Raw genomic sequence first — 25,213 nt, 5'->3', positions numbered from 1 at the left:
TTCGCTTTAACTTATGCCTTTTATGCATTTGTCAGTCAAGGGCGGCTATGAAAAATTCGTTAAATCAGAACATTAATCGACAGGGTGCAGGGGATGACCGGCAATCGCCTTGAGATGCAAAATATTAGCCTGGCCTTTTCCGGCTTTCGGGCGCTGAGCAACGTGTCTTTTACCCTGAAGGGGGGCTCGGTGCACGCGCTCACCGGCGCCAACGGCGCGGGTAAGTCAACGCTCATGGCGGTGCTGTGCGGCACGCACGCCCATTACGAAGGCGAAGTAGTGATTAACAATCAGCCGGTGAGCATTCGCTCGCCGCGCGACGCCAAACAGCTGGGGATTCACCTGGTGCAGCAGGAGGTTGACGTCGCGCTGGTCCCGGGCCTGAGTATCGCGGAAAACATCATGCTCGACAGGCTGGCTGAACCGGGGCTGGCTTTTCGCTGGGGACGGCTGCGCCAGCTGGCGCGCGAGGCCCTGGCCCAGCTTGACGTCAGCCTCGACGTACGTCGCTCCATCGACGGCTGCACGTTGGCGGAAAAACAGCAAATTCTGCTGGCCCGCGCGCTGTCGCATCACTGCCGCTTTCTTATCCTTGATGAACCGACCGCGCCGCTGGATCAACACGAAAGCGAGCGCCTGTTTGCGGTGGTGCGCCTCCTGCAGCTTCAGGGCATAGGCATCGTGTTTATCTCGCACCGCATTCATGAATTAAACGCGGTTTGCGACACCCTGACGGTGCTGCGCGACGGTCGTCTGATTGAGAGCGGGCCGATGGCCGATCTGAGCGGCGAGCAGATCGTCGAAAAGATGCTCGGCCATGAGCTGAGCGATATCTTCCCGCCGAAGCGGCCGCCGCATAGCGATGAGGTGCTGTTACAGGTTGAAGGGCTGCACGACGAAGGGCTGCTGCAGGATATCTCGCTGCGCCTGCGCAAGGGGGAGATTCTGGGGATCGCCGGGCTGGCGGGCGCCGGCAAAACCGAGCTGTGCAAGGCGCTGTTTGGCGCCAGCAAAAGCCGGTTGACGCGCGGCGAGCTGAACAGCCAACCGTGGCGACCGCGCGACCCGGCGGATTCGGTGGCGCGCGGTCTGGCGCTGGTGCCGGAAGAGCGGCGCAAGGAGGGTATTTTTATCGAAGAGCCGGTGGCGATGAACCTGGCGGTTAGCGCCGACAGCAGCTTCTCTCGCTGGAGCCTGTTTGGCCATCGTCAGGCCTGGCGGTGGGCGGAAGAAGTGATCGCCCGGGTGGGGATACGGACATCGGGTCCGGCGCAAACCTTGCGCCGTCTCTCCGGCGGCAATCAGCAAAAGGTGGCGATTGGCAAATGGCTGCGCGGCAACGCCAATGTCCTGATTTTCGATGAGCCGACCAAAGGGGTCGATGTCAAAGCCAAAACGGATCTTTTCAACGTGATTGACGGCCTGGCGCGGGAAGGTAAAGGGGTGATTTACGCCTCGGGCGAATTCTCCGAGCTGGTCGGGCTGTGCGATCGCATCTGCGTGCTGTGGGACGGGCGCATCGTGGCGGAAATTCCGGGCGCAGAGGCCCGGGAAGAGAACATTCTTTATTACTCCACCGGAGGAGCAGCAGCGTGAGTAAAGCCCTGGCAGTGAACGCGACGGTATCGGGCCGTCAGCGATTTTTCGATTTTCTCTACAAATGGGGCATGTTGCTGACCGTCGTCCTGCTGATCGCCGTTTTTGGCCTCGCGTCGGACAACTTCCTCGACCCGTTTAACATCATCAACATCCTGCGCTCCATCGCCATCGTGACGGTGATCGCCATCGGCGTGTCGATATCGCTGACCATCGGCGGCTTCGATTTGTCCGTAGGCTCCACCGCCTCGCTGGCCAATGCGCTGGTGATTTCGCTGTTTGTCTGGCACGGCTTCGGCACCACCGAGGCGATTGTTGTCACCCTGGCGCTCTGTACCTTAGTGGGGCTATTTAACGCGTTTCTTATCGTGATCCTGCGTATTCCCGACATGCTGGCGACGCTTGCCAGCCTGTTCGTGATTCAGGGCGTGGCGATGACCTACAGCTACGGCGGGTCAATTACCGAAAATATGGTGCTGCCGAGCGGCGATATGGCGGAAGGCGCGATCCCGGCGGCGTTCGGTTCGCTGGGGCAGGTGCCGACGATAGTGATCATTATGCTGGTGGTGACCGTTATCGCTCAGCTGGCGCTCTCTTTTACCACCCACGGGCGGCGGATGTACGCCATCGGCGGCAACCCGGAAGCGGCGCGCCTCTCCGGCCTGCGGATCACCCGTTATAAGGTGGCGGCATACGTGATCGCCTCCCTGCTGGCGGGGCTCGGCGGCATTTTGCTGGCTTCGCGTATCGGCTCGTCGCAGGTGAACGCCGGCGGCGGCTACCTGATGGATGCGGTGGCGGCGGCGTGGATTGGCTTCTCGCTGGCCGGTTCAGGTAAACCGAACGCGCTCGGTACGCTAGTGGGGGCGGTGATCCTGGGCGTGCTCTCCAACGGCCTGGTGATGCTCTCGGTGCCGTACTACGCAATGGACATTATTAAAGGGCTGGTGCTGGCTGGCGCGCTCGCACTGACCTATTTTCAGCGCCGCACCTAATATTTTACAGGGTAAACACTATGAAAAAGATAACGTTTTCACTCATCGCACTGGGGTTGTTCAACGCTGCGGCGGCCTTTGCTGAAACCCCGACGCCGCTTCCGGCGGCGATTGCCGAACATAGCGGGCCGATTCGCATCGCGGTGATCCGCAATCTGGGCTCCGACGATAACACCACCCAGTTTGTCTCCGGGGCGATCCAGGAGGGGAAAAAGCTTGGGTTTAAAATCAGCACCTTCCTCAGCAACGGTGATGACGCCAAATTCCAGGACTTCGTTAACCAGGCGATTAGCCAGAAATACGACGGCATTATTCTTTCTCAGGGACGCGACCCCTACGCCACCGCGCTGGTGAAAAAAGCGGTGGACGCCGGGATCAAAGTATCGGTCTTCGATACCGCGGTAAACGGCGAGATCCCGGGCGTTACCGTTACCCAGCAGGATGACGCTTCGCTGACCGAACTCTCCTTTGGCCAACTGGTAAAAGATTTCAACGGCAAAGCCAATATCGTCAAACTGTGGGTCGCGGGTTTCCCGCCGATGGAGCGCCGCCAGGCGGCCTACCAGACGCTGCTTAAACAAAATCCCGGCATCAAAGAGCTGGAATCCATCGGCGCGGTCTCTTCCGACGTGCAGGGCGATACCGCCAACAAGGTCGGCGCGATCCTGGCGAAATATCCGAAAGGCAAAATTGATGCTATCTGGGGAACCTGGGACGCCTTCAGCCAGGGCGCGTATAAAGCGTTGAAAGAGAACGGCCGCACCGAGATCAAACTCTACAGCATCGATATTTCCAACCAGGATCTGCAGCTGATGCGCGAATCCGGCAGCCCGTGGAAGGTGAGCGTGGCGGTGGATCCGAAGCTTATCGGCGCCACCAACGTGCGCCTGATCGCCAATAAGATTGCCGGGGAACCGACGCCTGCGACCTACGACTTTAAAGCGGCGGCGATCCCGCAGGCGCTGCTGGCGGCGCAGCCGGGGGCGGTGAACGTCGCCTCGCTGGGTAAAATTATCCCGGGCTGGGGCCAGACCGAAGACTTTATCGCCCCGTGGTTCGCTACCCTGGAAGCGAAAAACAAATGAGTGTTTTGCCCACACCAGAATACAGCCGCAATATGCGGCTGATTGGGCATAGCGATCAGGGGGGACGCCCGGACGGCGTCCAGCTGATGGTCCATCGTGGTTTTGCCTATATCGGCCATATGGTCTCACAGGGCTTTTCCGTGGTGGACGTGCGCGACCCGAAAAATCCGCGAACGGTCAATTACATCGCCGCGCCGCCCGGTACCTGGAACGTTCATTTACAGGCGCACGACGATCTGCTGCTGGTGATCAACGCCCGGGATCTGTTCGCCGATGCCCGCTTTGCCGACGAAAAGGTTTACTACACCCGTTCGGTGGGCGAGACGGTCAGCGACGTGCAGGATAAGGGCTGGAGCGCCGGGCTGCGGATTTTTGATATTTCGGTTGCGGATAAACCGCGTGAAATCAGCTTCCTGTCGCTTAACGGCATCGGCATTCACCGCATCTGGTACGTCGGCGGACGCTGGGCCTACGTTTCCGCGCTGATCGACGGCTTTAGCGACTATATTTTCCTGACTATCGACCTGGCCGACCCGCGTAAGCCGGAAGTCGCCGGGCGATGGTGGCTGCCGGGAATGAACCAGGCGACGGGGGAAACGCCGCAGTGGCCGGAAGGTAAGCGCTATGCGCTGCATCATGCGATTATCGCCGGCGACACCGCCTACGGTAGCTGGCGCGACGGCGGCCTGACGCTGCTCGATGTGCAGGACCGCGCGCAGCCGAAGCTGATTAGCCACCGTAACTGGAGTCCGCCGTTTGGCGGCGGTACCCACACCGCGCTGCCGCTTCCGGACCGGGAGCTGCTGGTGGTGCTCGATGAGGCGGTATTGGATAACCAGCAGGACGGCGAGAAGCTGATCTGGCTGTTCGACATTCGCGAACCGACGAACCCGGTGAGTATCGCCACTTTCCCGCAGCCGGATGAAGCTGACTACGTGGCGAAAGGGGCGCACTTTGGCCCGCATAACCTGCATGAGAATCGCCCCGGCAGCTTTGTCAGCTCAACGCTGATTTTCGCCACTTATCAGAACGCGGGCGTTCGCGCTTACGATATCTCCAACCCTTATCGACCGGTGGAAACCGGGGCGCTGGTGCCCGCCGCGCCGGCGAAGATGATGGATACCCGGCCCGGTCGTCCGCGGGTGATCCAGTCCTGCGACGTGTTCGTTGACGCGCAGGGCATAATCTACAGCACCGACTATAACGGCGGGCTGTCGGTGATTGAGTATCTGGGGTAGGGGATGGTGGGTTGTTGCTTCCCGGCTCGCGGCGTAAACGCCTTAGCCGGGCTACCGGATCACAGACGGTGGTGAACCCGTAGCCCGGCTAAGCGCAGCGCGAGCCGGGAACGACAGGATAGAGAATTCAACCGTACTGACGAATTCGCGCAATCAGTTCTTCGACATTATCGAGACGGTCGGCAATAAGAATAAGCGCTTTACCCAGCGTGATGGCGTGGCGCAGGCATTCATGGCGCATGGCTTCGTCCTGGATAGTATCGATATCCGCCACGTGCGACAGTCCGACGCTGCGGCGAATCAGCTCGGTGCCGCAGAAGCCCACCGCGTCGGCCCAGACTTTCTTCAGAAACGCGGAGGCATAGCCGGGCCAGGCCAGCGCGGCATCGCGGGATTTCTCCGCCGCCAGCGCCTGAAAACGCTCGGCGAAGGTGGTCCAGAACTGCTGGATATCGCTGAGGCGCTGTTCGCGAGCGGCGGCGGCATCGCGAATCCCCAGATGGCCTGGCAGACCGCAGTAGTTGAGCAGCAGGTTGCCGATGGCGGTACCGATATCGAAGCCTATCGGGCCGAAAAAGCCGAACTCGGCGTCGATGGCCTTAAAGCTGCCCTCGGCGACGAAAATCGAGCCGCTGTGGATATCGCCATGCAGCAGCGCTTCGGCATGGGAGAAGAAGCGGTGCTTGAGCGCGGCCACCGCCAGCTTCAGCTGCGTATCGTCGCGCAGGGCGGCGACGTCGGCCTCCAGCGCGGCTGGATAGCTGTTGCGCTCGTGAACCTGATACGGGTCGTTAAAGAACAGGTCCTCGGTGATTTCGCACATCTCGGGGTTAATAAACTGCGCCACCTGGGCCTTTTTCTCGTGAGGATGCAGATAAAAGTCGCTGGTGTGGAACAGCGCCTGGGCCAGGTATTCCCCCAGTTGGCCGGCGGCGCGCGGGTAATAAACGTTGTTAATCAGCTCGCCGCGCCAGATGCGGTGATCGGAGAGGTCTTCCATCACCATTACCGCCAGCTCGGGGTCGAAATGCACAATCTGCACCGTATGCTGCGGGCAGTGCTGATAGTGAGCCACCAGGGTTTGCGCCTCAAGGCGCGCGCGGTCCAGGGTCAGGGGCCAGGATTCACCCACGCAGCGCACGTAGGGCAGCGCCTGCTTGACGATGATCCGGCTCACGCCCTCGGTATCGAAAATTTTAAATACCAGGTTGAGGTTACCATCGCCCACTTCCTGCGCGGACACCAGTTCTGACGGGTTTTCGATACCGCCAAATTGTTGGGCGTAAGCCACCGCATCGCTGGCCGTGAAAGTATGGTATTGCGACATTGCCTCGATCCTCAAAATTCTGATTAAGCCGTTCAGACGTCTATACTTCTGGATTCCATCCTGACACAATGTGATACAACAACGCAACAGGGATTTAACTAAATGCAGACACTACAGACCACCAGCCTGCGGGTAAGCGAAAATCAGCTCTTTATTCTTGACCAGCAGGCCTTACCGCAGGAAAAACGCTGGCTGGCGGCGGATAACGTGGCGCTGCTGGTGGAGCATATTCACGCCCTGCGGGTGCGCGGCGCGCCGCTGATTGGCCTGTCGGCGAGCCTGCTGCTGGCGCTGCTGGCGCAGCGTGGTCTGACCCGCGATGAGCTGTCTCAGGCGCTGGAAACGCTGCGCGCCGCGCGGCCGACGGCGGTAAACCTGATGAATAATCTGGACCGCATGAAGCTGGCGCTGGCGGAGGAGCGCTATCCGCAGGCGCTGGAAGCGGAGGCGCTGCGCCTGATCGCAGAAGATAAACAGCTTTGCGCCAGCATCGCCGAGGCGGGCAGCTCGCTGGTGACGCCGGGCAGCCGCCTGTTGACCCACTGCAATACCGGCGGTCTGGCGACGGCGGGCGTCGGCACCGCGCTGGGGGTGATTGCGCTGGCGCATCAGCAGGGAAACGTGGCCAACGTCTGGGTGGATGAAACGCGCCCGCTGTTACAGGGCGGACGTTTGACCGCCTGGGAGCTGGGTGAGCTGGGCGTGCCGTACCGGTTGATTACCGATTCGATGGCCGCCAGCCTGATGGCGCAGGGCCAGGTCGACGCGGTTTGGGTGGGCGCTGACCGTATTGCCGCCAACGGCGACGTAGCCAATAAAATCGGCACCTATTCGCTGGCGGTGCTGGCGAAGTATCATCAGATCCCGTTTTACGTGGCCGCGCCGCAGACCACCCTGGACCGCCATTGCCCGAACGGCGCGGCGATTCCGATTGAGCAGCGGGCGGCCGCCGAAGTGACCGGCGTCGCCGGCAGCTTTGGCGCGGTACAGTGGGCGCCGAAAGAGGCCGCGGTTTACAATCCCGCGTTCGACGTCACGCCCGCATCGTTAATCAGCGGCTGGGTGCTGGATAGCGGCGTGGTGACCCCGGAGCAGGTCGCCGCCGGGGCGTTCAAGCCAGAAAAGGCCTGAACCTGAGCGAAAAAGGCGAAGCGATCTCCCTCGCTTCGCCTTCAACTTATGGCAGCACCATCTCTACCGCCGGAGCGGACTGCCGGTCGATATGCTTGCCGAGCGCCGTCAGCGCAGCCTGGTAAGGGCACAGCGTTCCGACGTTGGTGGTCTGGCAGCCCGCCTGACGCCACTCCTGGCGCAGCATCGGATGCTGATTATCCGGCGTTTGCAGGCGGCGTAAATCGTCCAGACTTTGCGCCTGGAAGTAGACGCGCAGGTAGCGTTTCCCGCTGTGGGTATCGCGCCAGCGCTCGAGGACCAGGCTGCTGCCCGGCGGGATGTTGCCGCGGCTGTACCCCGGCAGCTGCCAGCTAAAATCCATCAGCGTACGCACCATGGCGATATTGGTATCGTGCGCCACCAGCAGCAGCCAACGCACGTTCGGTGCGGCGCCTTCTTGTACCCCTTCCAGCATCGCGTTGAGCAGAATCGAGCCGCGTTTTTGCGCGCTATAAAACACGTCGTTGCTCAGATCGTAGTTTTCCGTCAGCAGCGGCAGTAGGGCGGTGATCTGGCTGGGGCGGGTAATATGGCCCCACGCCAGCTGGCTGAGGGGCAGGTTTTCGCTCCACCCCAGGCGCAGCGTCTCGACCATATTGGCCATTACGCTCAGACCGCTAATCGACGTTTTGCCGCTTTTGCTCTGCTCCACCTGCCATGGTAGATCAAACACCGGGCAGGGCTTGTCGGATACGCAGACCGCGTTTTTCAGCAGCTGAATGGCCGGGGCCAGCGCCTGCCGACGCTGGGCCAGATCGCCGGCCTTCTTCTTCACTTCCGCCAGCTGGCGGGCGGGATCGGGTTGCGTGGCGGCAAATTTATCGGTCTGAAACAGCGGGTCGGCGTCGCCGCTGACGTGATGAATCACCACGCCGCAGCCGGGAAATGCGCCGTCCACCAGCGCCTGGGCGGTGGCCCGCGTGCGCTGCAGGGGGCTGGCGCGAACGTAAATCTCCCCGTTCGCCGGACAGCCCGCTGTCAGCAGACCGAGCTGGCGATAGCGCGCGCCTTCATCGCGCCCTTTATTGACGACGGCGGCATAGCCGTGGCCGGTGAGCTCACCGTCGCGGGTGGTCCACTGCGTCCACGGGCGCTGGGTCGCGGCTTCGATGGCCTCCCGGTTGCCCTCCGTCGGCGGACGAATGCCGTGGCGGCTGAGTTCAACCACCTTTTCCAGCGCAAACTGCGCGGCGGCGTGCCCCGGCGCGGCCAGCAGCGGCAGGGCGCAGGCGAGCAGCAGACGTAGCAAAACCTGATGTCGTACAGGCATCATAAAATATTCCTTATCGGTTAAAGAGTTATGATGAGAATGAGGTCTGACGTTCTATCGCGTGTCGCCTGGCGACAATCGCAGCGGTGGTAAAACAGAATAGCGCGGACACGAGGCCGGTGCCTACCCAAAACAGCGACAGCGTACTGAAGTCATACAGCGTTTTGCCGTTTTCGATCATCGAGGTTTTATCGATGATGATGCCGGTGAGAAACTCGCCGAGTCCCGCCCCCGCGTAGCTGGCGATACCGATAGTGCCGAGCGCGGCGCCCGCCGCTTTACGCGATGAAATATCGACGGCGATCAATCCGCCGAGGAAGCAGGTCAACGCCCCGATGGTGGCACCGAAGATAATCATCGCCAGAATATCGGTGTAGTAGCCGTGCGGCGACCAGAGCATCAGCGCGAAGCCGGCGGTGTTGAGCAGGCTGATAAAGCCGGCCATCACGCTGCGGTTGCGCGGGAAGAAGCGGTCGGAGAGCATCCCGGCGATAATGGTTCCGGCGATACCCGCGATGGCGTTGACCCCGATAATCCCGGAAGCCTCGAGGGTAGAATAGGCTTTATCCTGTTCGAGGAAGAAAATTCCCCATGAGTTCACCGCGTAGCGGTCGATATACATAAACGCCGAGGCCAGCGCCAGCGTCCACAGGGCCGGGTTGCGCAGCGCCAGCAGCTGGTTCTTAAACACCGAGCCGCGGGCTTCCGTCTCTTCCAGCGGTTCGTCGCGAATCACGTTGATTGACGGAAAGCCGCAGCTTTGCGGCGAGTCGCGCATAAACAACAGCATCAGCACCACCCCGGCGGCGCCGAGCGCGGCGGTCGACAGGTAGCCCATTTGCCAGCCGAACCCGGCAATCACCGCCGCGATCACCATATAGGTCATCGCTTCGCCGATGTTATGCGCCGTCGACCAGATGGCGTAAAAGGTGCCTCGTTCTTTACAGCCGTACCAGCGCGCCAGCGATACCACGCAGGGGCCGACGCCCATCGACTGCGCCCAGCCGTTGATTCCCCAGAAGATAGCCAGCAGCATGGCGTTGCTGGTCATCCCCATCATCAGGTTCATCCCGGCGCTCAGCAGCAGCCCGAGACTCATATAGCGCACCACGTTGGCATGATCGGCGATAAAGCCGTTGACCAGCTTGCCGATGGCGTAGCTGAAAAACAGCGTTGAGCCGATCATGCCCAGCTCCGTCGGGGTAATGCCGAGCTCCACCAGCGCGCTTTTGGCGACGGTGAACGACAGCCGGCAAACGTAGAAGGTGACGTACGCCAGGGTCATGGTAATAAAGGTTTGCCAGCGCACGCTGCGAAAGCGCTGTTCATCGAACTCTCCGCCCGCTTTGGGCGGCGAAGCGCGAAAAAATGCGATAATTCTTCCAGACATAATGGTATCTCCGAAGGTCGGAGGCCTGACTGATTAGTGTGGTTCGTCCGTGAGGTTTATCGTCGTTGTGTAGAGTACATAATCAGATAAAGCCTGACCCGATACGGTTAAGGTAATGGGTGACAAAGCATGTTTTTTAATTGTGGGTAGAGCGTCTTGCTGGCCAGCAGCAGCGGGTTGCCGTGACGAATCCCGTCGTTTGTCAGATAGTCATTGCTGAGGCCGCCCGCTTCGCGCATCAGCACCAGCCCCGGCAGCCCGTCCCACGGGTTCATATGCGGTTCGTAGTAGCCGATAAGCCTGCCCGCCGCCGCCCAGGCGCTCATCAGCGCCCCGGAGCCGTTGCGGATAAACATCCCGCCGTCGCTCAGCAGCGCATCAAGGAAGGGCAGAAAGAGCGCAGGCGTCACGCGGTGCGAGGTGCCGACGCCCATCACCCCCTCTTTGACCGTCGCCGCCGGATGTGGCGCGATGGGCGCATCGTTAAGCCATGCGCCCTGGCCTTTCAGGGCGTGGAACAGCTCGCGATGGTTGGGGTCGTACACCACGCCGATAACCGGTTCGCCGTCGGCAAGGATGGCCAGCGACAGGCACCAGGTGTGCAGGCCGTTGAGAAAACAGCTGGTGCCGTCGATGGGATCGACAACCCACAGCACGCGCGCGTCCGGCATCTGCGTCCCGCTCTCCTCGCCGAGAAAACCGTCCTGCGGGAAGGCGTCCATAATGCGCTGCTTAACAAACGCTTCGACCCGCTTATCGGCGACGCTGACCACGTCCTGCAGGTCGTCGCCTTTATGATCCACCGCCAGCCGGTCGCGCTGTTGATAGTATTCGAACGCCAGCTCAGCGCCGGCTTTCGCCAGCTCGCAGGCTAAACGGTAGCGGGCCTGCAGTTCATTTGATTCCAGTGATTTCATCATAACTCCCCATTTTGCACACGTGTGCAAATTGCCTGAAAAAAACAGCCCCGAAGGGCAAAATGAGTGTGGATGGATTAAAAAAATTATTCTGTGATCGCTCCGGCATAAAATGAATTTTTCATTTCGCGCTTTGACGAACGATCAGTTTCACCGGTACTTCACGGTGGCGTGACGGCAGGCTGAATTTGGCGATCCTCGTCACCAGCAGATCCACCGCATGGTGGGCGAGCAGGGCGGTATTCTGCTGCACGGTGGTCAGCTGATAGGGCTGCCAGTCCGCCTGCGGGATATCGTCGAAGCCGATAATCGCAGGCAGCGAAGCCGTGGGATTGTCCGCCCGCAGGCCGTCCAGCGCGCCGAGCGCCAGCATATCGGTGGCGCAGAACAGCGCCTGCAGCCGCGGATGCGCGGCGAGCAGCTGCCTGGCGGCGGCAAACCCCGCCTGATAGCCGGCGCTGTCGCAGAAGTGCGCGGCAACTTCCGTGCCCTGGGTGTGGGCGACAAACGCTTCGTAGCGCTGGCGGGTGCTGAAGTTATCCAGGCTTTCGCCGATAAACCCGACCTGTCGCCACTGGCGCTGGGCAAACAGCTCGGCCACCAGTTTCGCCCCCTGCGCGTTGTCGCTGCACACGCGGTCGCAGCCGGCCAGCTCGGCGTGGCGGTTGATAAGGGTCACCGGGATTTTTCGCTCCAGATACTCCTCCGCCAGCGACAGCGGCGGCGCCCCGGAGGTGATAATGACCCCCGCGACGTGATAGCTCAGCAGCTGCCTGAGCGACGGGGCGAGCTGCTGCGGATCGTCGGCGTTCATCAGCAGCGGCATAAAACCGTTGAGCGCCAGCTGGTGGACCAGCGGCGACAGCAGCTTGCTGCGGAACGGGTTATCAAACCCGGCGGTGACGATGCCGATAAAGTTGCTGCTGCCGGTGTTCATCGTGCGGGCGATGATATTCACCTGATAGCCCAGGGTTTCCGCCGCGGCGAGGACCTTCTGGCGGGTTTTTTCCGCCACCGATGCGCCGGGCGTAAAGGTACGGGAAACCGCGGAACGGGAGACGCCAGCGAGCCGGGCAACGTCCTCTGCCTTAATCCATTTTTTTTCGCTCATAGTATCAGGGTACGGGTTGTTCTCAGTGAGCCCGCGCCGACGCTGGAGCCCAAGGCCGGCACGGAAAAAGTAGTAAGAAGGTACCACATAAATCCGTGCGCGAGCAGCGGGTTGACGCGGGATGCGCGCCGCGTCAACGTCAGGCTTATGCCGGGTAGCGAATCTGCTCAGCCTGGCGCTGCAAAATAACTTTGCCATGTCGAATGGAGGTCAGCACTTTGGCCTGGCGGCGCAGCGCGTCATAGTCGTCTTGCGCATCGAGGATCAGCAGGTTCGCCGGGCGTCCTTCGGCAATGCCGTAGTTGTCGCCGAGGCACAGGGTGCGGGCGCTGTTCTCGGTAATCAGATCGAGGCAGCGCTGCAAATCTTCGTATCCCAGCATATGGCAGATATGCAGCCCGGCGTCGAGGATACGCATGATGTTGCCGTTGCCCAGCGGATACCACGGGTCCTGAATCGAGTCCTGAGCGAAGCAGACGTTGATCCCGGCGCGGTCCAGCTCCGCCACCCGCGTCACGCCGCGGCGTTTCGGCCAGCTGTCGAAGCGCCCCTGCAGATGAATGCTTTCGGTCGGGCAGGAGATAAAGTTAATGCCCGAGGCTTTGAGCAGGCGGAACAGCTTCGAGCAGTAGGCGTTATCGTAGGAGCCCATGGCGCAGGTATGGCTGGCGGTGACCTGCGCGCCCATGCCGCGCACCCGGGCCTCTTCCGCCAGTACCTCCAGAAAGCGCGACTGCGGGTCGTCGGTTTCATCGCAGTGTACGTCCACCAGGCAGCCGTGGCGCTCGGCCAGATCCATCAGAAAAACCAGCGAGCTGACGCCCTTATCGCGGGTGTTTTCGTAGTGCGGAATGCCGCCCACCACGTCGGCGCCCATTTCGATGGCGCGGGTCATCAGTTCGCGTCCGCCGGGGAAGGACTCAATGCCCTCCTGCGGGAAGGCGACGATCTGCAGATCGATAAGATGGGCCGCCTCTTTTTTCACCCTCAGCATCGCCTCAAGCGCGGTCAGGGAAGGGTCGGTGACATCAATGTGGGTACGCACGTGCTGCACGCCGTTGTCGCGCAGCATGCCGATGGTTTTCAGCGCCCGCTGGCGCGTATCTTCGACGGTGACGCTCGCTTTGCGCTGGCTCCAGCGGGCGATACCCTCAAACAGGGTGCCGCTCATGTTCCACTCCGGCTCGCCCGCCGTCAGGGTGGCGTCAAGATGGATATGCGGCTCGACGAATGGCGGGATAACCAGCTTTTGTTGGGCATCGATATCGCTGGCGTCAGCCGTCTGCGCCGCGGCCTGCGCGCTGATGCTTTTAATCACGCCGTCCTGTAAGTCGAGGGTATAGAGCGCTTCTTGATGGCGCAGGCGCGCGTTGATAATTTTCATGGTTGTTCCCGTAAATGGTTTTGCGACATACGCCAGATCGCTAAGGCGACCGAGGCGTTGAGATGAAATTGCGGATGGCTGACCGGATAGCCGGTCAGCTTTTCAATACGTTGAATACGCTGATGCAGCGTGTTGCGGTGAATGCCCAGCCGCTCGGCGGCCCTGACCACGTTGCCGCTCTCCTGAAGCAGCGTTTCCAGCGTCTCCAGCAGCAGCCAGGGGCTTTTGCGATCCGGCTCAACCAGGCAGCCGAGGGTGTCGTGCATAAAATCGCTCAGCAGGGCGGGGTCGCTAACGGCGGAGAGCAGCTTGATAAACCCCAGCTGCTGGTAGTCGCTGATGCGCTGGGCCGGACGCAGGTTATCGCTGAGGTCCAGCGCCTGGCGCGCCTGCGACAGCGCGCGCTGATATCCCTGCAGCTGCTGTACCGGCGCCGAAAGGCCGCACAGCAGCGAAAGCCCGTCTTCGCTCTCCGCCAGCGCAATCAGCCACGCCTGGAGCCAGGTTTTCTGCTGATAAAACTCGCCGTCTTCATCCGGGAGGAGGAAGAGAAACATATTGCTGCGTTCGACCAGAGGGTAGGGATTGCCCTGCTGATTGAGCTGTTGCTGCAGACGCTGGCGCACGGTGCGGCGGGCCTGCTGCAGCCAGGCTTCGGCCTGCTCCGGCGGAAACTGGCGAAACAGACGCGGTATCCCCTCAAGGCGCAGCGCCGCCACCCGCAGCGGGCGGGTAAAATCCAACTGCTGGTGGAGCGCGCGCTGATGCAGAATTTGCAGGTCGGGATAGTCGCCGGTTAACAGCTGCAGCAGAATATCGCGCTGCGATTGCAGGGCGTTTTCGCTGCGCACCAGCGCGGTACCGATGCGTTCGGTCACGATCACCATCTTCAGCAGATAGGGCTGTTCGATTAGCGGAATGCCCAGCGCGTCGGCCAGCGCGATCAGGCGCGGCGGGATCGCCTGAATAAAGACGTCGCCGGTGAGGATCACCATGCCGGCGATCCCGCGCTGCTTGCCCTCCATCAGCAAATGGATCAGGTTGTCTTCATCGCGGGGATGGTTGATCCCGGTGATAAACACCAGCTCCCCGCCCATGATCCATTCGGCGATATTTTCATTTTCCGCCACGTAGTACCAGCGAACCGCCAGCTGCAGCCCCTGTTTACCGGCGCGCAGGCGCATGGCGGAGAGCCCCTCCAGGGCGAGGATTTCGCCGACCGTCAGGCTCATGGCTACTGCTCCGCGACCGAATCAGCGGCGGGCTGGCGTTTACTCAGGCGAGTCAGCGCGATATAGGCCAGCGCGGACACGCTAATGCCAACCAGCGGGGCGATCCACGGCGACAGGTAAGCCACCACCGCGCCCACGGCGTAGGCGCCCAGCCCCAGCCAGTTAAAACGCGGCAAACGGGCGGTGTGCAGCAGCGGATAGCGGCCGCCGCGATAAAACCAGTAGTCGGCGAGGATAACGCCGCCGATGGGCGGAATGATGCTGCCCAGCAGCACCAGGAAAGGGATCAGCATTTCATACATACCGCCAATGGCCAGCAAAATCCCGACGCCGGCGGCGACCACGGTCAGGGTGCGGCGACGCTCGCTGCGCAGCAGATGACAGGCGGCGGCCGAGACGTTATAGATCGTCGGCCCCTGAATCGTCAGCAGGTTGAGGCACAGCATCACCACCGCGGCGACCGACAGCCCCTGCAGAATCAGCACCTCGACGATATCGGCCTGCTGGTAGACGATGGCGCACCAGGCGCCGGCGATAATCATCAGCCCGTTGCCGATCAGGAAGCTGCTCATGCTGGCGACGATGGCGGTACGGCTGGAGTTGGCCAGCCGCGTCCAGTTGGTCGCCTGGGTCGCGCCGCTGGCAAAGGTGCCGAATACCATGGTGATGGCCGCCGACCAGCTCATGGTTTCGCCCGGTTCGATTTGGGTCATCGCCTGCCAGCCGCCGGCATGATGGGCGGCGAGATACATCGACACCACCAGCAGAATAAACATCAGCGGTACCGACACGCGCGACAGCGCATCCAGCCCCTTATAGCCCACCAGCGCGGTGACGCAGAACAGGATGCCGAACAGGATCATCAGCGGAATGGTCGTCGCCTCAGGCAGGGCGAGGATTTTGACCAGCGAGATGGCGACCGTCGCGGTGCCCCAGGCGTACCAGCCCAGCTCGGCGAAGCCGAGAATAAAATCGGCGAGCTTGCTGCCGATTTCACCGAAGCAAAAACGGCCCATCAGCACGGTATTCAGCCCGCTGCGCGCGGCGATCCAGCCGAGCGACGCGGCGTACAGGGCCAGCAAAAAGTTACCGATTACCGCAATCCACAGCAGGTTAACGATGGAGAAAGAGACGCCAAGCTTGCCGCCCGCGAACATGGTGCCGGTAAAAAAGGTAAAGCTGAACAGAACCATCGAGATGGAAAATACGCCTTTACGCCCGGAGGCGGGCGCTTCGACGAGCGGAAAATCATTGCTGTTTGACATGGTGGAACCTCTGAGTGGCTATCCGAAAAGCGATCACTGAGGGGTAGCAAGAGGTGTGCCAGAAAAAGCGGGGCAGGGGTAACACAATGGGGTGGGCAGTGTGCACATAAAATGGCGTTATTTAGCCGATGTTTGCCATAAATGTGTGCACAGTGACATGTTTTGCACCGCCGTGGAGCAGGGGGATTGCGCTATTGCGCGCGCATTCCTGTCGGGTGGCGCGAACTGCGGGGAGGGCTAAATCGACAAATGCGGCCAATTTTGCGCCGTTTTCCGGTGGCACGATCCCCCATCTTTTTGACCGCCCGCAGCCGGTAATTTTGGCGCCATGAAAATGCTCAGTTGTATTGTTGTTAAAAAGCGCAATTTCATATTCTTTTCTGATATAACCATTATCAAAGTAAGTCTTTCCTGAAATATTGTTCGCTTGCGCTGGCGATGTTAGTATCGGGTGAATAGCCATTTAGACGGCTAAATATAACATCGCTAAACTAAGGAACTGCTATGTGGCAAGAAAGACTCGCGCAACTGGTCACCACCTGTCACTGGATCGGCGCGAAAGGCTGGGCGCCGGCTACCGGCGGCAATATGTCGGTGCGTCAGGATGAGACCTGGTGCTGGCTCAGCGAGTCGGGGCGCGATAAAGGCAGCCTGACGACGGAGGATTTCCTGCAGGTGGAGATCGCCAGCAACACAGCGCCTTCCGGGCGTAAACCCTCCGCTGAAACCGGCCTGCACACCCTGGTGTATCGCCTGTTCCCGGAGGCGAACGTGGTTCTGCACGTGCATACCGTCAACGCCACCGTGCTGTCGCGGATTGAAAAAGGCGCCACCCTGGCGCTGCAGGGCTATGAAATGCAGAAAACCCTGACCGGCCAGCACAGCCATCTCGACACCGTACCGGTCGCCATTTTTGATAACGACCAGGATATCGACGCTCTGGCGGCGCGTATTGAAGATTATGCCCAGACCCACCCGCTGCGCTACGGCTTCCTGCTGCGCGGCCACGGCCTGACCTGCTGGGGCAAAGACATTAACGAGGCCCGTCGCCAGCTGGAAGGACTGGAGTTTCTCTTCGAATGCGAGCTGATGCGCCGCCGCTACGAACGCGACTAAATTTCTCTTCACCAACGGGTCAGGCATGGATTTTTATCTCGGAATCGATATCGGCACTTCGCGCGTGAAAGCGGTGCTGTTTGATCAACGCTTTCAGGCGTGCGCCAGCGCGGCGCAGAATACCGGCCCGCGGCTGTCGGCCAACGGTGACGCCGAGCAGGACATGGCCCAGCTATGGCAATCGGTGGTGGCGATTCTGCGCGATATCGCCCGGCATCCGGCGCTGCAAAACGGGCGTTTACGCGCCATCGGCCTCGCCGGGCAGGGCGAAGGGGTGTGGCTCAGCGACGCCGAAGGCGAACCGGTCGGGCCGGGTATTCTGTGGAGCGACACCCGCAGCCGCGAGCTGATGAGCGAACTGCTCAGCCGCCCCGGCTTTGACCGCCGTTTCTTTGACGATACCGGCACCCACCTGCAGCCCTGCAACACCAGCATGCAGCTGTGCTGGCTCAAGCATCACCAGCCGGAGCGGCTGGCGGCGGCCCGCTATCTGTTTTTCGCCAAGGACTGGATCCGCTTTCGCCTCACCGGCGTCGCGGCGCTGGATCTCACCGATGCCAGCACCTCTTTGCTGAATCAGCAGAGCGGGAAGCTCTCCACGGTGGTGCTCAATGAGATGGGCCTGGCAGATTTACAACATCTGTTCCCACCGCTGCTGGCGCCGGACGCGCAGGCGGGCGCGCTGCGTGAAGAGGTCGCGGCGCTCACCGGGCTGCCTGCGGACACGCCGGTGGCGGCCGGCGCGCTGGATGTCTGCAGCGCGGCGCTGGGCTGCGGCGCGGTCAACGACGGCGATATCTACACCATTCTCGGCACCACCTGCTGCACCGGTATCGTCTGCCACGGTCGCCAGTCGGTCAACGAGGGGACGCGCTACGTCACCCACACCGAAGCGGGCAGCTTTATTAACCTTTTTCCGATGCAGGCCGGGACGCCGAACATCGACTGGCTCCAGCAGCAAATCTCGCTGGAGCCGGATTTACGGCAGCTGGAACAGAATATCGCCAGCGTCGAACCGGGCAGCGGCGGCGTCTTCTGGCAGCCCTACCTCAACGGCGAACGCGCGCCGTTCTTTAGTCCCGAGGCGCGGGCCGGTTATTTCGGCATTAGCCAGCACACCACCCGCGCGGAGCTGCAGCGGGCGGTGTTCGAAGGGCTGGCCTACGCCATCGTCGACTCGCTTCAGGACTACCCGCAGGGCGGCGAACTGTACCTGACCGGCGGCGGCGCGGCTTCGGCGACATGGCTGCAAATGATTGCCGACTGTACCGGCAGAACGGTGGTTTCCAGTCCTTTCAACGAGCTTAGCGCGCGCGGCGCGGCGATTCTGGCGGCGCGCAGCGTCGATGCCCTCAGCCGCTATCCGGCGCTGGAGCAGACCCGCTATCGGCCCAATCCGCAGGCGCATAGCCGCTACGCTGCGCTCTATCCGGTTTACCGCCTGCTGCGCGAGCAGATGCTCCCGGTGTGGCAGGCCCGCCGCGAGGCGCTTCAACGTATTTCTCAGGAATAACGCATATGAAAATTGTTTTTACCGCCGAACACGCCGGCGACCTCAGCGCTTTTCAGCAACTGGGCGAACTGCGGGTGGAAGGCTGGGCGCTGGGCAAGCCGAAGCTGAGCGCAGGCCAGCTGATCGAACTGGCCCACGACGCCGAGGTGCTGGTGACCAGCTATGATGAGGTGACGGAAGCGGTGATCGCCGCCTGCCCGCGTTTACAGGTGATCGCCTGCACGCGCGCCAATCCGGTGAACATCGATACCAAAGCCGCCCAGGCGCGCGGTATCCGCGTGCTCTATACGCCGGGGCGCAACGCCGACGCCGCCGCCGAGCTGACGCTGGGGCTGATGCTGAGCCTGGCGCGGCATATTCCGCAATCGCACGCGGCGCTAAAGCGCGGCGAATTTACCCACGCCGAGAACGCCGCGCAGGCCACCCAGAGCGGGCTGCGCCGCGATGTGGTGTGGGACGTCAGTCCGCAAAGCCCCTATGAAGTGTTTAAAGGCAGCGAGCTGCGCAACAAAACCCTGGGGCTGATCGGTTACGGTAATATTGGCCGCCGGGTGGCGCGTATCGCCCGCGCCTTTGGCATGGCGGTACTGGTGGTGGACCCGTTTGTCGCCGCCGAAGATATCAACGAACCGGGTTTGCAGAAAACGACGCTTGAAGGGCTATTCCGCGAGGCGGATATCGTGAGCCTGCATCTGAGCAGCGGCCCGCACAGCGATGGGTTGGTGAACGCGCAGCTGTTGAATAGCATGAAGCCGGGCGCGCTATTGATTAATACCTCGCGCGCGGCGGTGGTGGACGAAGAAGCGCTGATTCACGCGCTGCGCCACGGCCCGCTGGGCGGCGCGGCGCTGGATGTCTACCATCGCGAGCCGCTGTGGCGCGACCATCCGTTTGTCACCGAGTTTGATAACGTGATTATTACTCCGCATATCGCCGGGGCGACCCGGGAGAGCATTGCTAAGCATACGGCGATGATTGCCGCCGACCTCCAGCGCTATGTCGCCGGAGAGCCGCTGCTCTATCAGTGGCGTTAAGCCGCGCTTGCCGCCGCGCAATGCGGCGGCGAAGCTTGTTATCCGCGACGGTGGGTCGCCATAAATGCCTGCGTATGCTGCCAGTCCACCACGCCGGCATCCGATCCCATCCCGGTCGCCACCAGCGCGGCGACGGCGGAAGCCACCTCGCACGCCGCTTTGACGCTTAACCCCCGGGCCAGCGCGGCAATAAAGCCGCCGCAGTAGCTGTCGCCGCAGCCGGTGGTATCTACGGCATCGACCCGGTACGGCGCGATATGCTCGACGGCGCCATCGCGGGTCAGCAGCCAGGAGCCGTTCTCGCCGTCCTTCAGAATGCAGGTTCCGACGCCAAGCGCAAAGAAAAAGCGGGCGATCGCTTCCGGCTGGGTCTCCCCGGAGAGATACGCCGCTTCTTCAAGGGAAGGCATAAAGTAGTCCACCGACGGCAGCAGCGGGCGCAGCAGATCCAGGGTGCGCGCGTCGGGGGCGATTAAATCAAAGCTGGTGGTGACGCCGCGGGCTTTCGCCGCCTGTAACAGCAGCGCGCTTTGCCCACTGTCCATCGCCGCCAGCAGGCCGCTGCCGCCGTGGTGCAGAAAGCGGCAATCAAGGATCGCGTCAAACTCCTCTTCGCCGACGAAAAGGGCATCGGAGGCCCCCCGACAGTGCAGTGCCGGGCGCTCGCCGTTGGGGCGGATGGGCAGGATCGTCGCCGATGTTTCCTGCTGCGCGGTGCGCTGGATCAGCGAGCAGTCGATCCCCAGGCGCGCGTAGCTGGCGAGGATAAAATCGGCTTTTTCATCTTTGCCGAGGCAGGCCACCGCGGCGGTGCGAATGCCCAGCTTCGCGGCGTTAATATTGGCCCCGGCGGCGGTTCCTGCGGGGTTAAGGCGGATTTGTTCGATAAAGGCTACCCCGCCGCGCGGCGGGATGTCGATAACCGGACGACCGGCGATATCAAGAATAGTCAGGCCGACAAAGACGGCGTCAAAGGTTGCCATGAGAGCTCCGCTTAACGATGGGTCTGGCGCAGACGCGCCTGCCAGAAGGAGAGGGCCAGCGCCACCACCAGAATCACGCCAACCAGCGCGTCTTTCACCAGGTAGTTCAGCCCCATCAGGTTCAGGCCGTTATCGATGATCGCCAGAAATAGCACCCCGCCGAGGGTGCCGGCGATGCTGACCCGACCCAGCCGGTTGAAGGCGGTGCCGATAAAGACCGCGGCGATGGCGTCCATCAGGTAGGCCTGGCCGGCCAGCGGCGTAAACTGGCGCAAGTTGGCGGAGAGAATGACGCCGCCGACGGCGCACAGCGCGGAGGCCGCCACCAGCACCCATAGCATGGTCCGGCGATCGCGGATCCCGGCGATCCGCGCCGCTTCGCCGTTCTGGCCAATAGCGCGTACGTATTTGCCGAACAGCGTGCGTTCGGTCATCAGCCAGGCCGCCAGCCACAGCGCCAGCACAATCACCACCGGCGTTGGAATACCGGCGATATTGCCGACCGCCAGATCGTGATACTCCGGCGCCATCCGGCGGTAGGAGATAGAGCCGCCGCCGTCGGTATAGATGCGTTCGGCGCTGCTGGCGATAAACCAGGTGCCGAGGGTGGCGAGGAACGGGCGAATCTGGCAGACCAGGATCAGGAAGGCGTTCAGCAGGCCGATAATCACCCCGCCGAGCAGCGCGCAGCCCACCGCCGCCTGCCACGGCAGGTGCCAGGTTTTGAGCGCCACCAGCGCAAAGGCGGCGCCGAAATCAAGCGCGACGCCGACGGAGAGGTCAATCGCCCCGGCGCTAACGATAAGGGTCATCGCCATCGCCACGATCAACAAAATCGCGCTGCCCTGCAGCAGATTGGCCCAGTTATCGAAGGTCAAAAATACCGGGTTCGCCCAGCCGAACAGGGCAATCGCCAGCAGGGTAATCCCGCCGAATCCCGCCCGGGAAAGCCACGCCAGCGGGCTGCTGCCGGTTTGACTCGTTGATGGGGTCTTGAGCGTCATCTGGCTCATCAGTTGCCTCCTTTATGTCTGACCGCCGACGCCGCCAGCACCACGAGGATCAGGCCGCCTTTGATCGCGCCCATCCAGAAAATATTCACCCCCAGCAGGCCGAGCCCGTTCGAGAGCGCATTGACCAGTACCGCGCCGAGCAGCGCCCCCCAGATGGTGACCACCCGACGCCGCGAAAACGCCGCGCCGATAAAAGTGGCGAGGACGGTTTCCAGCAGCAGCGGCGTCGCCGTGCCGCTGCTGCTGCCGGAGCCCTGGCTGAGCAGCGGCAAAATCGCCAGGCCGGCGGCGATGCCCGCCAGCAGCCAGACGATAATGGTCAAACGGCGGACGTTGAGCCCGCTCATCTGCGCCATATCGCGGTTACCGCCCACCGCCTGTAAATGCTGGCCGAAGCGGGAGTGGTGGAGCAAAAACTGAAACAACGCGAAGACTGCCAGCAGATAGAGCAGCGGCAAGGGAATGCCGAAAAGATCGTTATCGCGAAAGGCCACCATCAGCGGGTCGTTTACCGCGATGCGCCGCTGTCCGGTCAGCAGGTCGGTCAGTCCGGTGAAGGCCACCGAGGTTGACAGGGTCGCCAGCAGCGGCGGCAGACCCGCCGCCAGCACCAGCGTAGCGTTGACCGCGCCGCAGGCCAGGCTCACGGCAATCAGCAGTAAAAACAGCGCCAGGTAAGGGGTGTTCCACTCGGCCATGCCGAGGCTGAGCAGCGCGACGCCGAGCACCGCGATGGCGGGCAGCGACAGGTCGATGCCGCCGGAGACCACATCATCGCCGCCGACGGCAATCACGCAGACCAGGCCAAAGCAGAGGATCGCCAGCGGCACGCTCTGCACCAGCATCATGCTGATATTTTGCCAGCTTAAAAAGAAAGGCGACTGCAGGCTGAGCCAGACCAGCAGCGCAAAAAAGAGAATCAGGGGAAATTTTTCGATAAGCGTCGTGATGCCCGGAAGGGGGCGGCGCTGGATACCTGCACTCATACCTGTTGTTCCTGTCCACCGTTAATCGTCACCAGCAGCGCGTCCAGCGTCAGCCCGCGGGTCGGGAGGTTGGCCACCAGCTCGCCGCGCCACATCACCAGGATGCGGTCGCAAAGGCCCAGCAGCTCCGGCGCGTCGCTGGATGAGACCAGCACGCCGCGACCGCGATCCGCCAGCTCGCGGGTACGCTGATAGATATCGCTGCGCGCGCCGATATCCACCCCGAGGGTGGGTTCATCGAGAATGAAAAGCCGCGCATCGGTGCCCAGCCAGCGGGCGAGAATCGCCTTTTGCTGGTTGCCGCCGCTCATAAAACGTACCGGCAGTTCCGGACGGCCGGGGCGGATGGCGAGCTGTTCGATCCAGCCGCGCGCTTTATCCAGCGCTTTGCCGCGATGCTCCCAGCCGAAAGTGGCGGTTTCCGGTAGCGAAGCCAGATTGATATTGTCGGCGGTGGAGAAGGGGAGAATCAGCCCCTGATGGCGACGGTCGCGCGGCACCAGCGCCAGTCCGGCGCGGGTCGCCTGATACGGCGTCCGCAGCCGCTTCGCCTGGCCGTCGATGCTTATCGTGCCGCTGCGGGGGCGGCGCAGCCCGTAAAGCAGATCGACCAGCACGTCGCGCCCGGCGCCCAGCAGCCCGGCGACGCCGACGATCTCTCCCGGCTGAATATCAAAGCTAATATCGTGCAGCTGCTGACCGTCGCTGAGATGGCGAACCGACAGCACCGGCGCGGCGGCATCGACCTGATGCGCGCTGCTCTGGCGAGGGGTATAGAGCTGTTCAATGTCGCGACCGACCATCATTTTAATCAGCGCGTCGGTATTCTGCAGGAGGTCCCGGTCGGGATAGCCGACGACCTCGCCGTTACGCAGCACCGTACCGCGATCGCAAAGGGCGGCGATTTCGTTGAGATAGTGGGAAATATAGAGGATCGCGATCCCCTGCTCGCGAAGGCGCAGAATCGCTGAGGAGACCAGGCTGGCTTCCTGCGCCTCCAGCGGCGCGGTGGGCTCATCGAAGACCACCAGCTTTGCCGCGCCGTCGATCAGCGCCCTGGCGATTTGCACCAGCTTGCGCTCGGCGAGACTGAGGTCGCGGATCAGGCGGCGGGGATTGATGTCCAACTGCCAGCTGTCGCGAAAAAACGCCTGGGTGGCGGCGTTCATTCGCCGTCGGTCCAGCGCCCCCCAGCGGGTGCGATACTCCTGGCCGAGGAACACCGATTCCGCCACGGTAAAGTGCGGGATCAGGTTGAGCTCCTGGTGAATAACGCGGATGCCCAGCGCTTCAATCGCTGCGGGATTGCCGAGCGGCAGCGGCGCGCCGTCCAGCGTGGCGTTGCCGCTATCGGCCCGGTAGACGCCAGCGAGGATTTTTATCAGCGTCGATTTTCCCGCGCCGTTCTCACCGATCAGGCCGTGAATTTCACCGGGGTTCAGAAGCAGCGTGACCGCATTTAATGCAGTCACGTTGGCAAAGCTTTTGCTGATCTGGTTCATCGCCAGGCCAGCGGCGGGGTTCGTCCCGCCGGAGGATTGAGTGATCACTGCAGTTCGCCATATCCCAGCTGTTTGTAGACCGCTTTCGCCTCCTGCGGGCCTTTCACCGGGACTACCGGAATAAAGGTTTGCAGCGGCAGCTTCTGTTTGTCGAAGTAGCGCGCGACGTTATCGGCGGAGGTCTGGCCAATCAGGTGCGGCTGCTGGGCGACGTTGGCGACGAACGGACTGCCCGGTTCGGCCATGATCTCCAGGGTTTCCGGACCGGCGTCGATGGCGGTGACTTTCACGTCTTTATCGCGTCCGGTCTCTTCCAGCGCCTGGACAATACCGATTGCCGGCTGATCCCAGCAGGCCACGTGAATTGCGTCGAGCTTACCTTTCGGGTACTGGCTCAGCAGTTCGAGGGTTTTCTTCCGCGCGTCTTCCGGGGAGTTGGCAAACTGTTCGGCCAGCTCCGGCTGAATAATATGAATATCCGGGTAATCTTTAAGGACATATTTCCACTGGTCGTAACGAATGCCGCAAATACGCAGGGAGCTGGAGAATGCGTTAAATACCGCGACGTTGCCTTTGCCGCCCAGCTCATCGGCCATATAACGACCAATGGTTGACCCTAAAGTGTAGTTATCTGAGGTGGTGTTATTGACCGAATATTTCGAAACGTGGTCTACGGTAAATACCGGAATGCCGGCATCGCGTAGCGCTTTGAATTTAGGCTCAACGGCGCTGTCGCCCAGAATGCTAATTACCGCATCAACCTTACGCGACAGTAAAATATCGTGGTTATTCGCATGAACCTGGTTATCGCGGCCGCCGTCGACGCCGATCGCTTTACCACCCAGTTTCTCTACCTCTTCGGTCGCACCCTTATAGGCTTCACGATCCCAGAAGTGCTGCGTGCCGACCACGGCGACGCCGATGGTTTTTCCCTGAAGCGATAACGCCTCTGCCGCCAGAGCGTTAACGGAGGCAAGCGAGAGCAGGCCCAGCGCGATGGGCAATAATTTCATTTTCTGCGACATTGTTATTATGGTCCTGTGATGGAGGTGGCTGCGGAGCAGTAGCATGACAATAACCGCT

At 61.7% G+C, this 25,213-nt stretch carries 22 protein-coding genes; 8 read left to right on the top strand and 14 right to left on the bottom strand.

The window, feature by feature from the left end:
* Nucleotides 1–93 precede the first annotated feature (93 nt).
* From ACE3MN_RS19305 to ACE3MN_RS19290, 4 genes are read left to right on the top strand one after another with little or no spacing between them, the layout of a single operon-like run.
* Complete coding sequence (locus tag ACE3MN_RS19305; protein WP_148865225.1) at nt 94–1,596, top strand: sugar ABC transporter ATP-binding protein; 1,503 nt, start codon at nt 94–96, stop codon at nt 1,594–1,596.
* Nucleotides 1,593–2,591 (top strand): ABC transporter permease, encoded by a 999-nt coding sequence (locus ACE3MN_RS19300; RefSeq protein ID WP_004130353.1) that lies wholly within the window; start codon nt 1,593–1,595, stop codon nt 2,589–2,591. Before ACE3MN_RS19305 ends, ACE3MN_RS19300 begins: the two co-directional genes overlap by 4 nt.
* A 20-nt stretch (nt 2,592–2,611) precedes the next feature.
* Nucleotides 2,612–3,676, top strand: a complete 1,065-nt coding sequence (locus tag ACE3MN_RS19295) for a sugar ABC transporter substrate-binding protein (RefSeq protein WP_024358834.1) — start codon at nt 2,612–2,614, stop codon at nt 3,674–3,676.
* Nucleotides 3,673–4,914 carry an LVIVD repeat-containing protein gene (locus ACE3MN_RS19290; RefSeq protein ID WP_064342338.1) on the top strand — a complete coding sequence of 414 codons (1,242 nt, stop codon included), beginning with the start codon at nt 3,673–3,675 and terminating at the stop codon, nt 4,912–4,914. Before ACE3MN_RS19295 ends, ACE3MN_RS19290 begins: the two co-directional genes overlap by 4 nt.
* Nucleotides 4,915–5,041: 127 nt before the next feature.
* Here the strand turns inward: ACE3MN_RS19290 and mtnK are convergent, their stop codons facing one another.
* A complete protein-coding gene (mtnK, locus tag ACE3MN_RS19285; protein ID WP_024358832.1) occupies nt 5,042–6,241 on the bottom strand; it encodes an S-methyl-5-thioribose kinase in 1,200 nt (399 codons plus the stop codon).
* Nucleotides 6,242–6,343: 102 nt separating this feature from the next.
* Between mtnK and mtnA the strand changes: the two genes are divergently transcribed.
* Nucleotides 6,344–7,372 carry an S-methyl-5-thioribose-1-phosphate isomerase gene (gene mtnA, locus ACE3MN_RS19280; protein WP_221028101.1) on the top strand — a complete coding sequence of 343 codons (1,029 nt, stop codon included), beginning with the start codon at nt 6,344–6,346 and terminating at the stop codon, nt 7,370–7,372.
* Nucleotides 7,373–7,418: 46 nt separating this feature from the next.
* On the opposite strand, the gene ACE3MN_RS19275 is transcribed toward mtnA, so the two are convergent.
* The 8 genes from ACE3MN_RS19275 to ACE3MN_RS19240 form a co-directional block, all read right to left on the bottom strand.
* Nucleotides 7,419–8,687, bottom strand: coding sequence for a histidine-type phosphatase (locus ACE3MN_RS19275; protein WP_154922299.1), 1,269 nt, complete (start codon nt 8,685–8,687; stop codon nt 7,419–7,421).
* A 25-nt stretch (nt 8,688–8,712) separates the two neighbouring features.
* The gene (locus ACE3MN_RS19270) at nt 8,713–10,074 is read right to left on the bottom strand and encodes an MFS transporter (RefSeq protein ID WP_004135416.1); all 1,362 of its coding nucleotides are present in this window, start codon (nt 10,072–10,074) and stop codon (nt 8,713–8,715) included.
* A gap of 107 nt (nt 10,075–10,181) precedes the next feature.
* Nucleotides 10,182–10,991, bottom strand: coding sequence for an inositol monophosphatase family protein (locus ACE3MN_RS19265; protein WP_004135414.1), 810 nt, complete (start codon nt 10,989–10,991; stop codon nt 10,182–10,184).
* Nucleotides 10,992–11,112: 121 nt separating this feature from the next.
* Nucleotides 11,113–12,102 (bottom strand): LacI family DNA-binding transcriptional regulator, encoded by a 990-nt coding sequence (locus tag ACE3MN_RS19260; protein ID WP_082237444.1) that lies wholly within the window; start codon nt 12,100–12,102, stop codon nt 11,113–11,115.
* A gap of 145 nt (nt 12,103–12,247) precedes the next feature.
* On the bottom strand, nt 12,248–13,486 hold the full coding sequence (codA, locus tag ACE3MN_RS19255) for a cytosine deaminase (RefSeq protein ID WP_049089677.1): 1,239 nt from the start codon (nt 13,484–13,486) through the stop codon (nt 12,248–12,250).
* On the bottom strand, nt 13,483–14,718 hold the full coding sequence (locus ACE3MN_RS19250; protein ID WP_049086619.1) for a PucR family transcriptional regulator: 1,236 nt from the start codon (nt 14,716–14,718) through the stop codon (nt 13,483–13,485). The genes codA and ACE3MN_RS19250 overlap by 4 nt, the downstream gene beginning before the upstream one ends.
* 2 nt (nt 14,719–14,720) lie before the next feature.
* A complete protein-coding gene (gene codB, locus ACE3MN_RS19245; protein ID WP_102649657.1) occupies nt 14,721–15,983 on the bottom strand; it encodes a cytosine permease in 1,263 nt (420 codons plus the stop codon).
* A gap of 121 nt (nt 15,984–16,104) precedes the next feature.
* Nucleotides 16,105–16,446: a hypothetical protein gene (locus ACE3MN_RS19240; RefSeq protein ID WP_286454301.1), complete on the bottom strand. Its 342-nt coding sequence runs from the start codon at nt 16,444–16,446 to the stop codon at nt 16,105–16,107.
* 41 nt (nt 16,447–16,487) lie between these two features.
* Between ACE3MN_RS19240 and ACE3MN_RS19235 the strand changes: the two genes are divergently transcribed.
* Genes ACE3MN_RS19235 through ACE3MN_RS19225 form a run of 3 tightly spaced genes read left to right on the top strand, consistent with a single transcriptional unit; the run spans nt 16,488 to nt 19,646 of the window.
* On the top strand, nt 16,488–17,099 hold the full coding sequence (locus tag ACE3MN_RS19235; RefSeq protein WP_004135408.1) for a methylthioribulose 1-phosphate dehydratase: 612 nt from the start codon (nt 16,488–16,490) through the stop codon (nt 17,097–17,099).
* 25 nt (nt 17,100–17,124) lie between these two features.
* The gene (locus tag ACE3MN_RS19230; RefSeq protein WP_049086617.1) at nt 17,125–18,612 is read left to right on the top strand and encodes an FGGY-family carbohydrate kinase; all 1,488 of its coding nucleotides are present in this window, start codon (nt 17,125–17,127) and stop codon (nt 18,610–18,612) included.
* 5 nt (nt 18,613–18,617) lie between these two features.
* The gene (locus ACE3MN_RS19225) at nt 18,618–19,646 is read left to right on the top strand and encodes a 2-hydroxyacid dehydrogenase (protein ID WP_004130378.1); all 1,029 of its coding nucleotides are present in this window, start codon (nt 18,618–18,620) and stop codon (nt 19,644–19,646) included.
* Nucleotides 19,647–19,684: 38 nt separating this feature from the next.
* On the opposite strand, the gene ACE3MN_RS19220 is transcribed toward ACE3MN_RS19225, so the two are convergent.
* Genes ACE3MN_RS19220 through ACE3MN_RS19200 form a run of 5 tightly spaced genes read right to left on the bottom strand, consistent with a single transcriptional unit; the run spans nt 19,685 to nt 25,155 of the window.
* The gene (locus ACE3MN_RS19220; protein ID WP_049130977.1) at nt 19,685–20,629 is read right to left on the bottom strand and encodes a carbohydrate kinase family protein; all 945 of its coding nucleotides are present in this window, start codon (nt 20,627–20,629) and stop codon (nt 19,685–19,687) included.
* Nucleotides 20,630–20,640: 11 nt separating this feature from the next.
* On the bottom strand, nt 20,641–21,642 hold the full coding sequence (locus tag ACE3MN_RS19215; RefSeq protein WP_004135403.1) for an ABC transporter permease: 1,002 nt from the start codon (nt 21,640–21,642) through the stop codon (nt 20,641–20,643).
* Nucleotides 21,642–22,628 (bottom strand): ABC transporter permease, encoded by a 987-nt coding sequence (locus ACE3MN_RS19210; protein WP_064411362.1) that lies wholly within the window; start codon nt 22,626–22,628, stop codon nt 21,642–21,644. Before ACE3MN_RS19210 ends, ACE3MN_RS19215 begins: the two co-directional genes overlap by 1 nt.
* Nucleotides 22,625–24,130, bottom strand: a complete 1,506-nt coding sequence (locus tag ACE3MN_RS19205; RefSeq protein ID WP_024358824.1) for a sugar ABC transporter ATP-binding protein — start codon at nt 24,128–24,130, stop codon at nt 22,625–22,627. Before ACE3MN_RS19205 ends, ACE3MN_RS19210 begins: the two co-directional genes overlap by 4 nt.
* 44 nt (nt 24,131–24,174) lie before the next feature.
* On the bottom strand, nt 24,175–25,155 hold the full coding sequence (locus tag ACE3MN_RS19200) for a sugar ABC transporter substrate-binding protein (protein WP_004135401.1): 981 nt from the start codon (nt 25,153–25,155) through the stop codon (nt 24,175–24,177).
* Nucleotides 25,156–25,213 lie beyond the last annotated feature (58 nt).

Source organism: Klebsiella grimontii (assembly GCF_042137965.1).
Classification (GTDB): domain Bacteria; phylum Pseudomonadota; class Gammaproteobacteria; order Enterobacterales; family Enterobacteriaceae; genus Klebsiella; species Klebsiella grimontii.
Note: the sequence above shows the minus strand (reverse complement) of the source record. Positions and strands in the feature narration are given on the sequence as shown.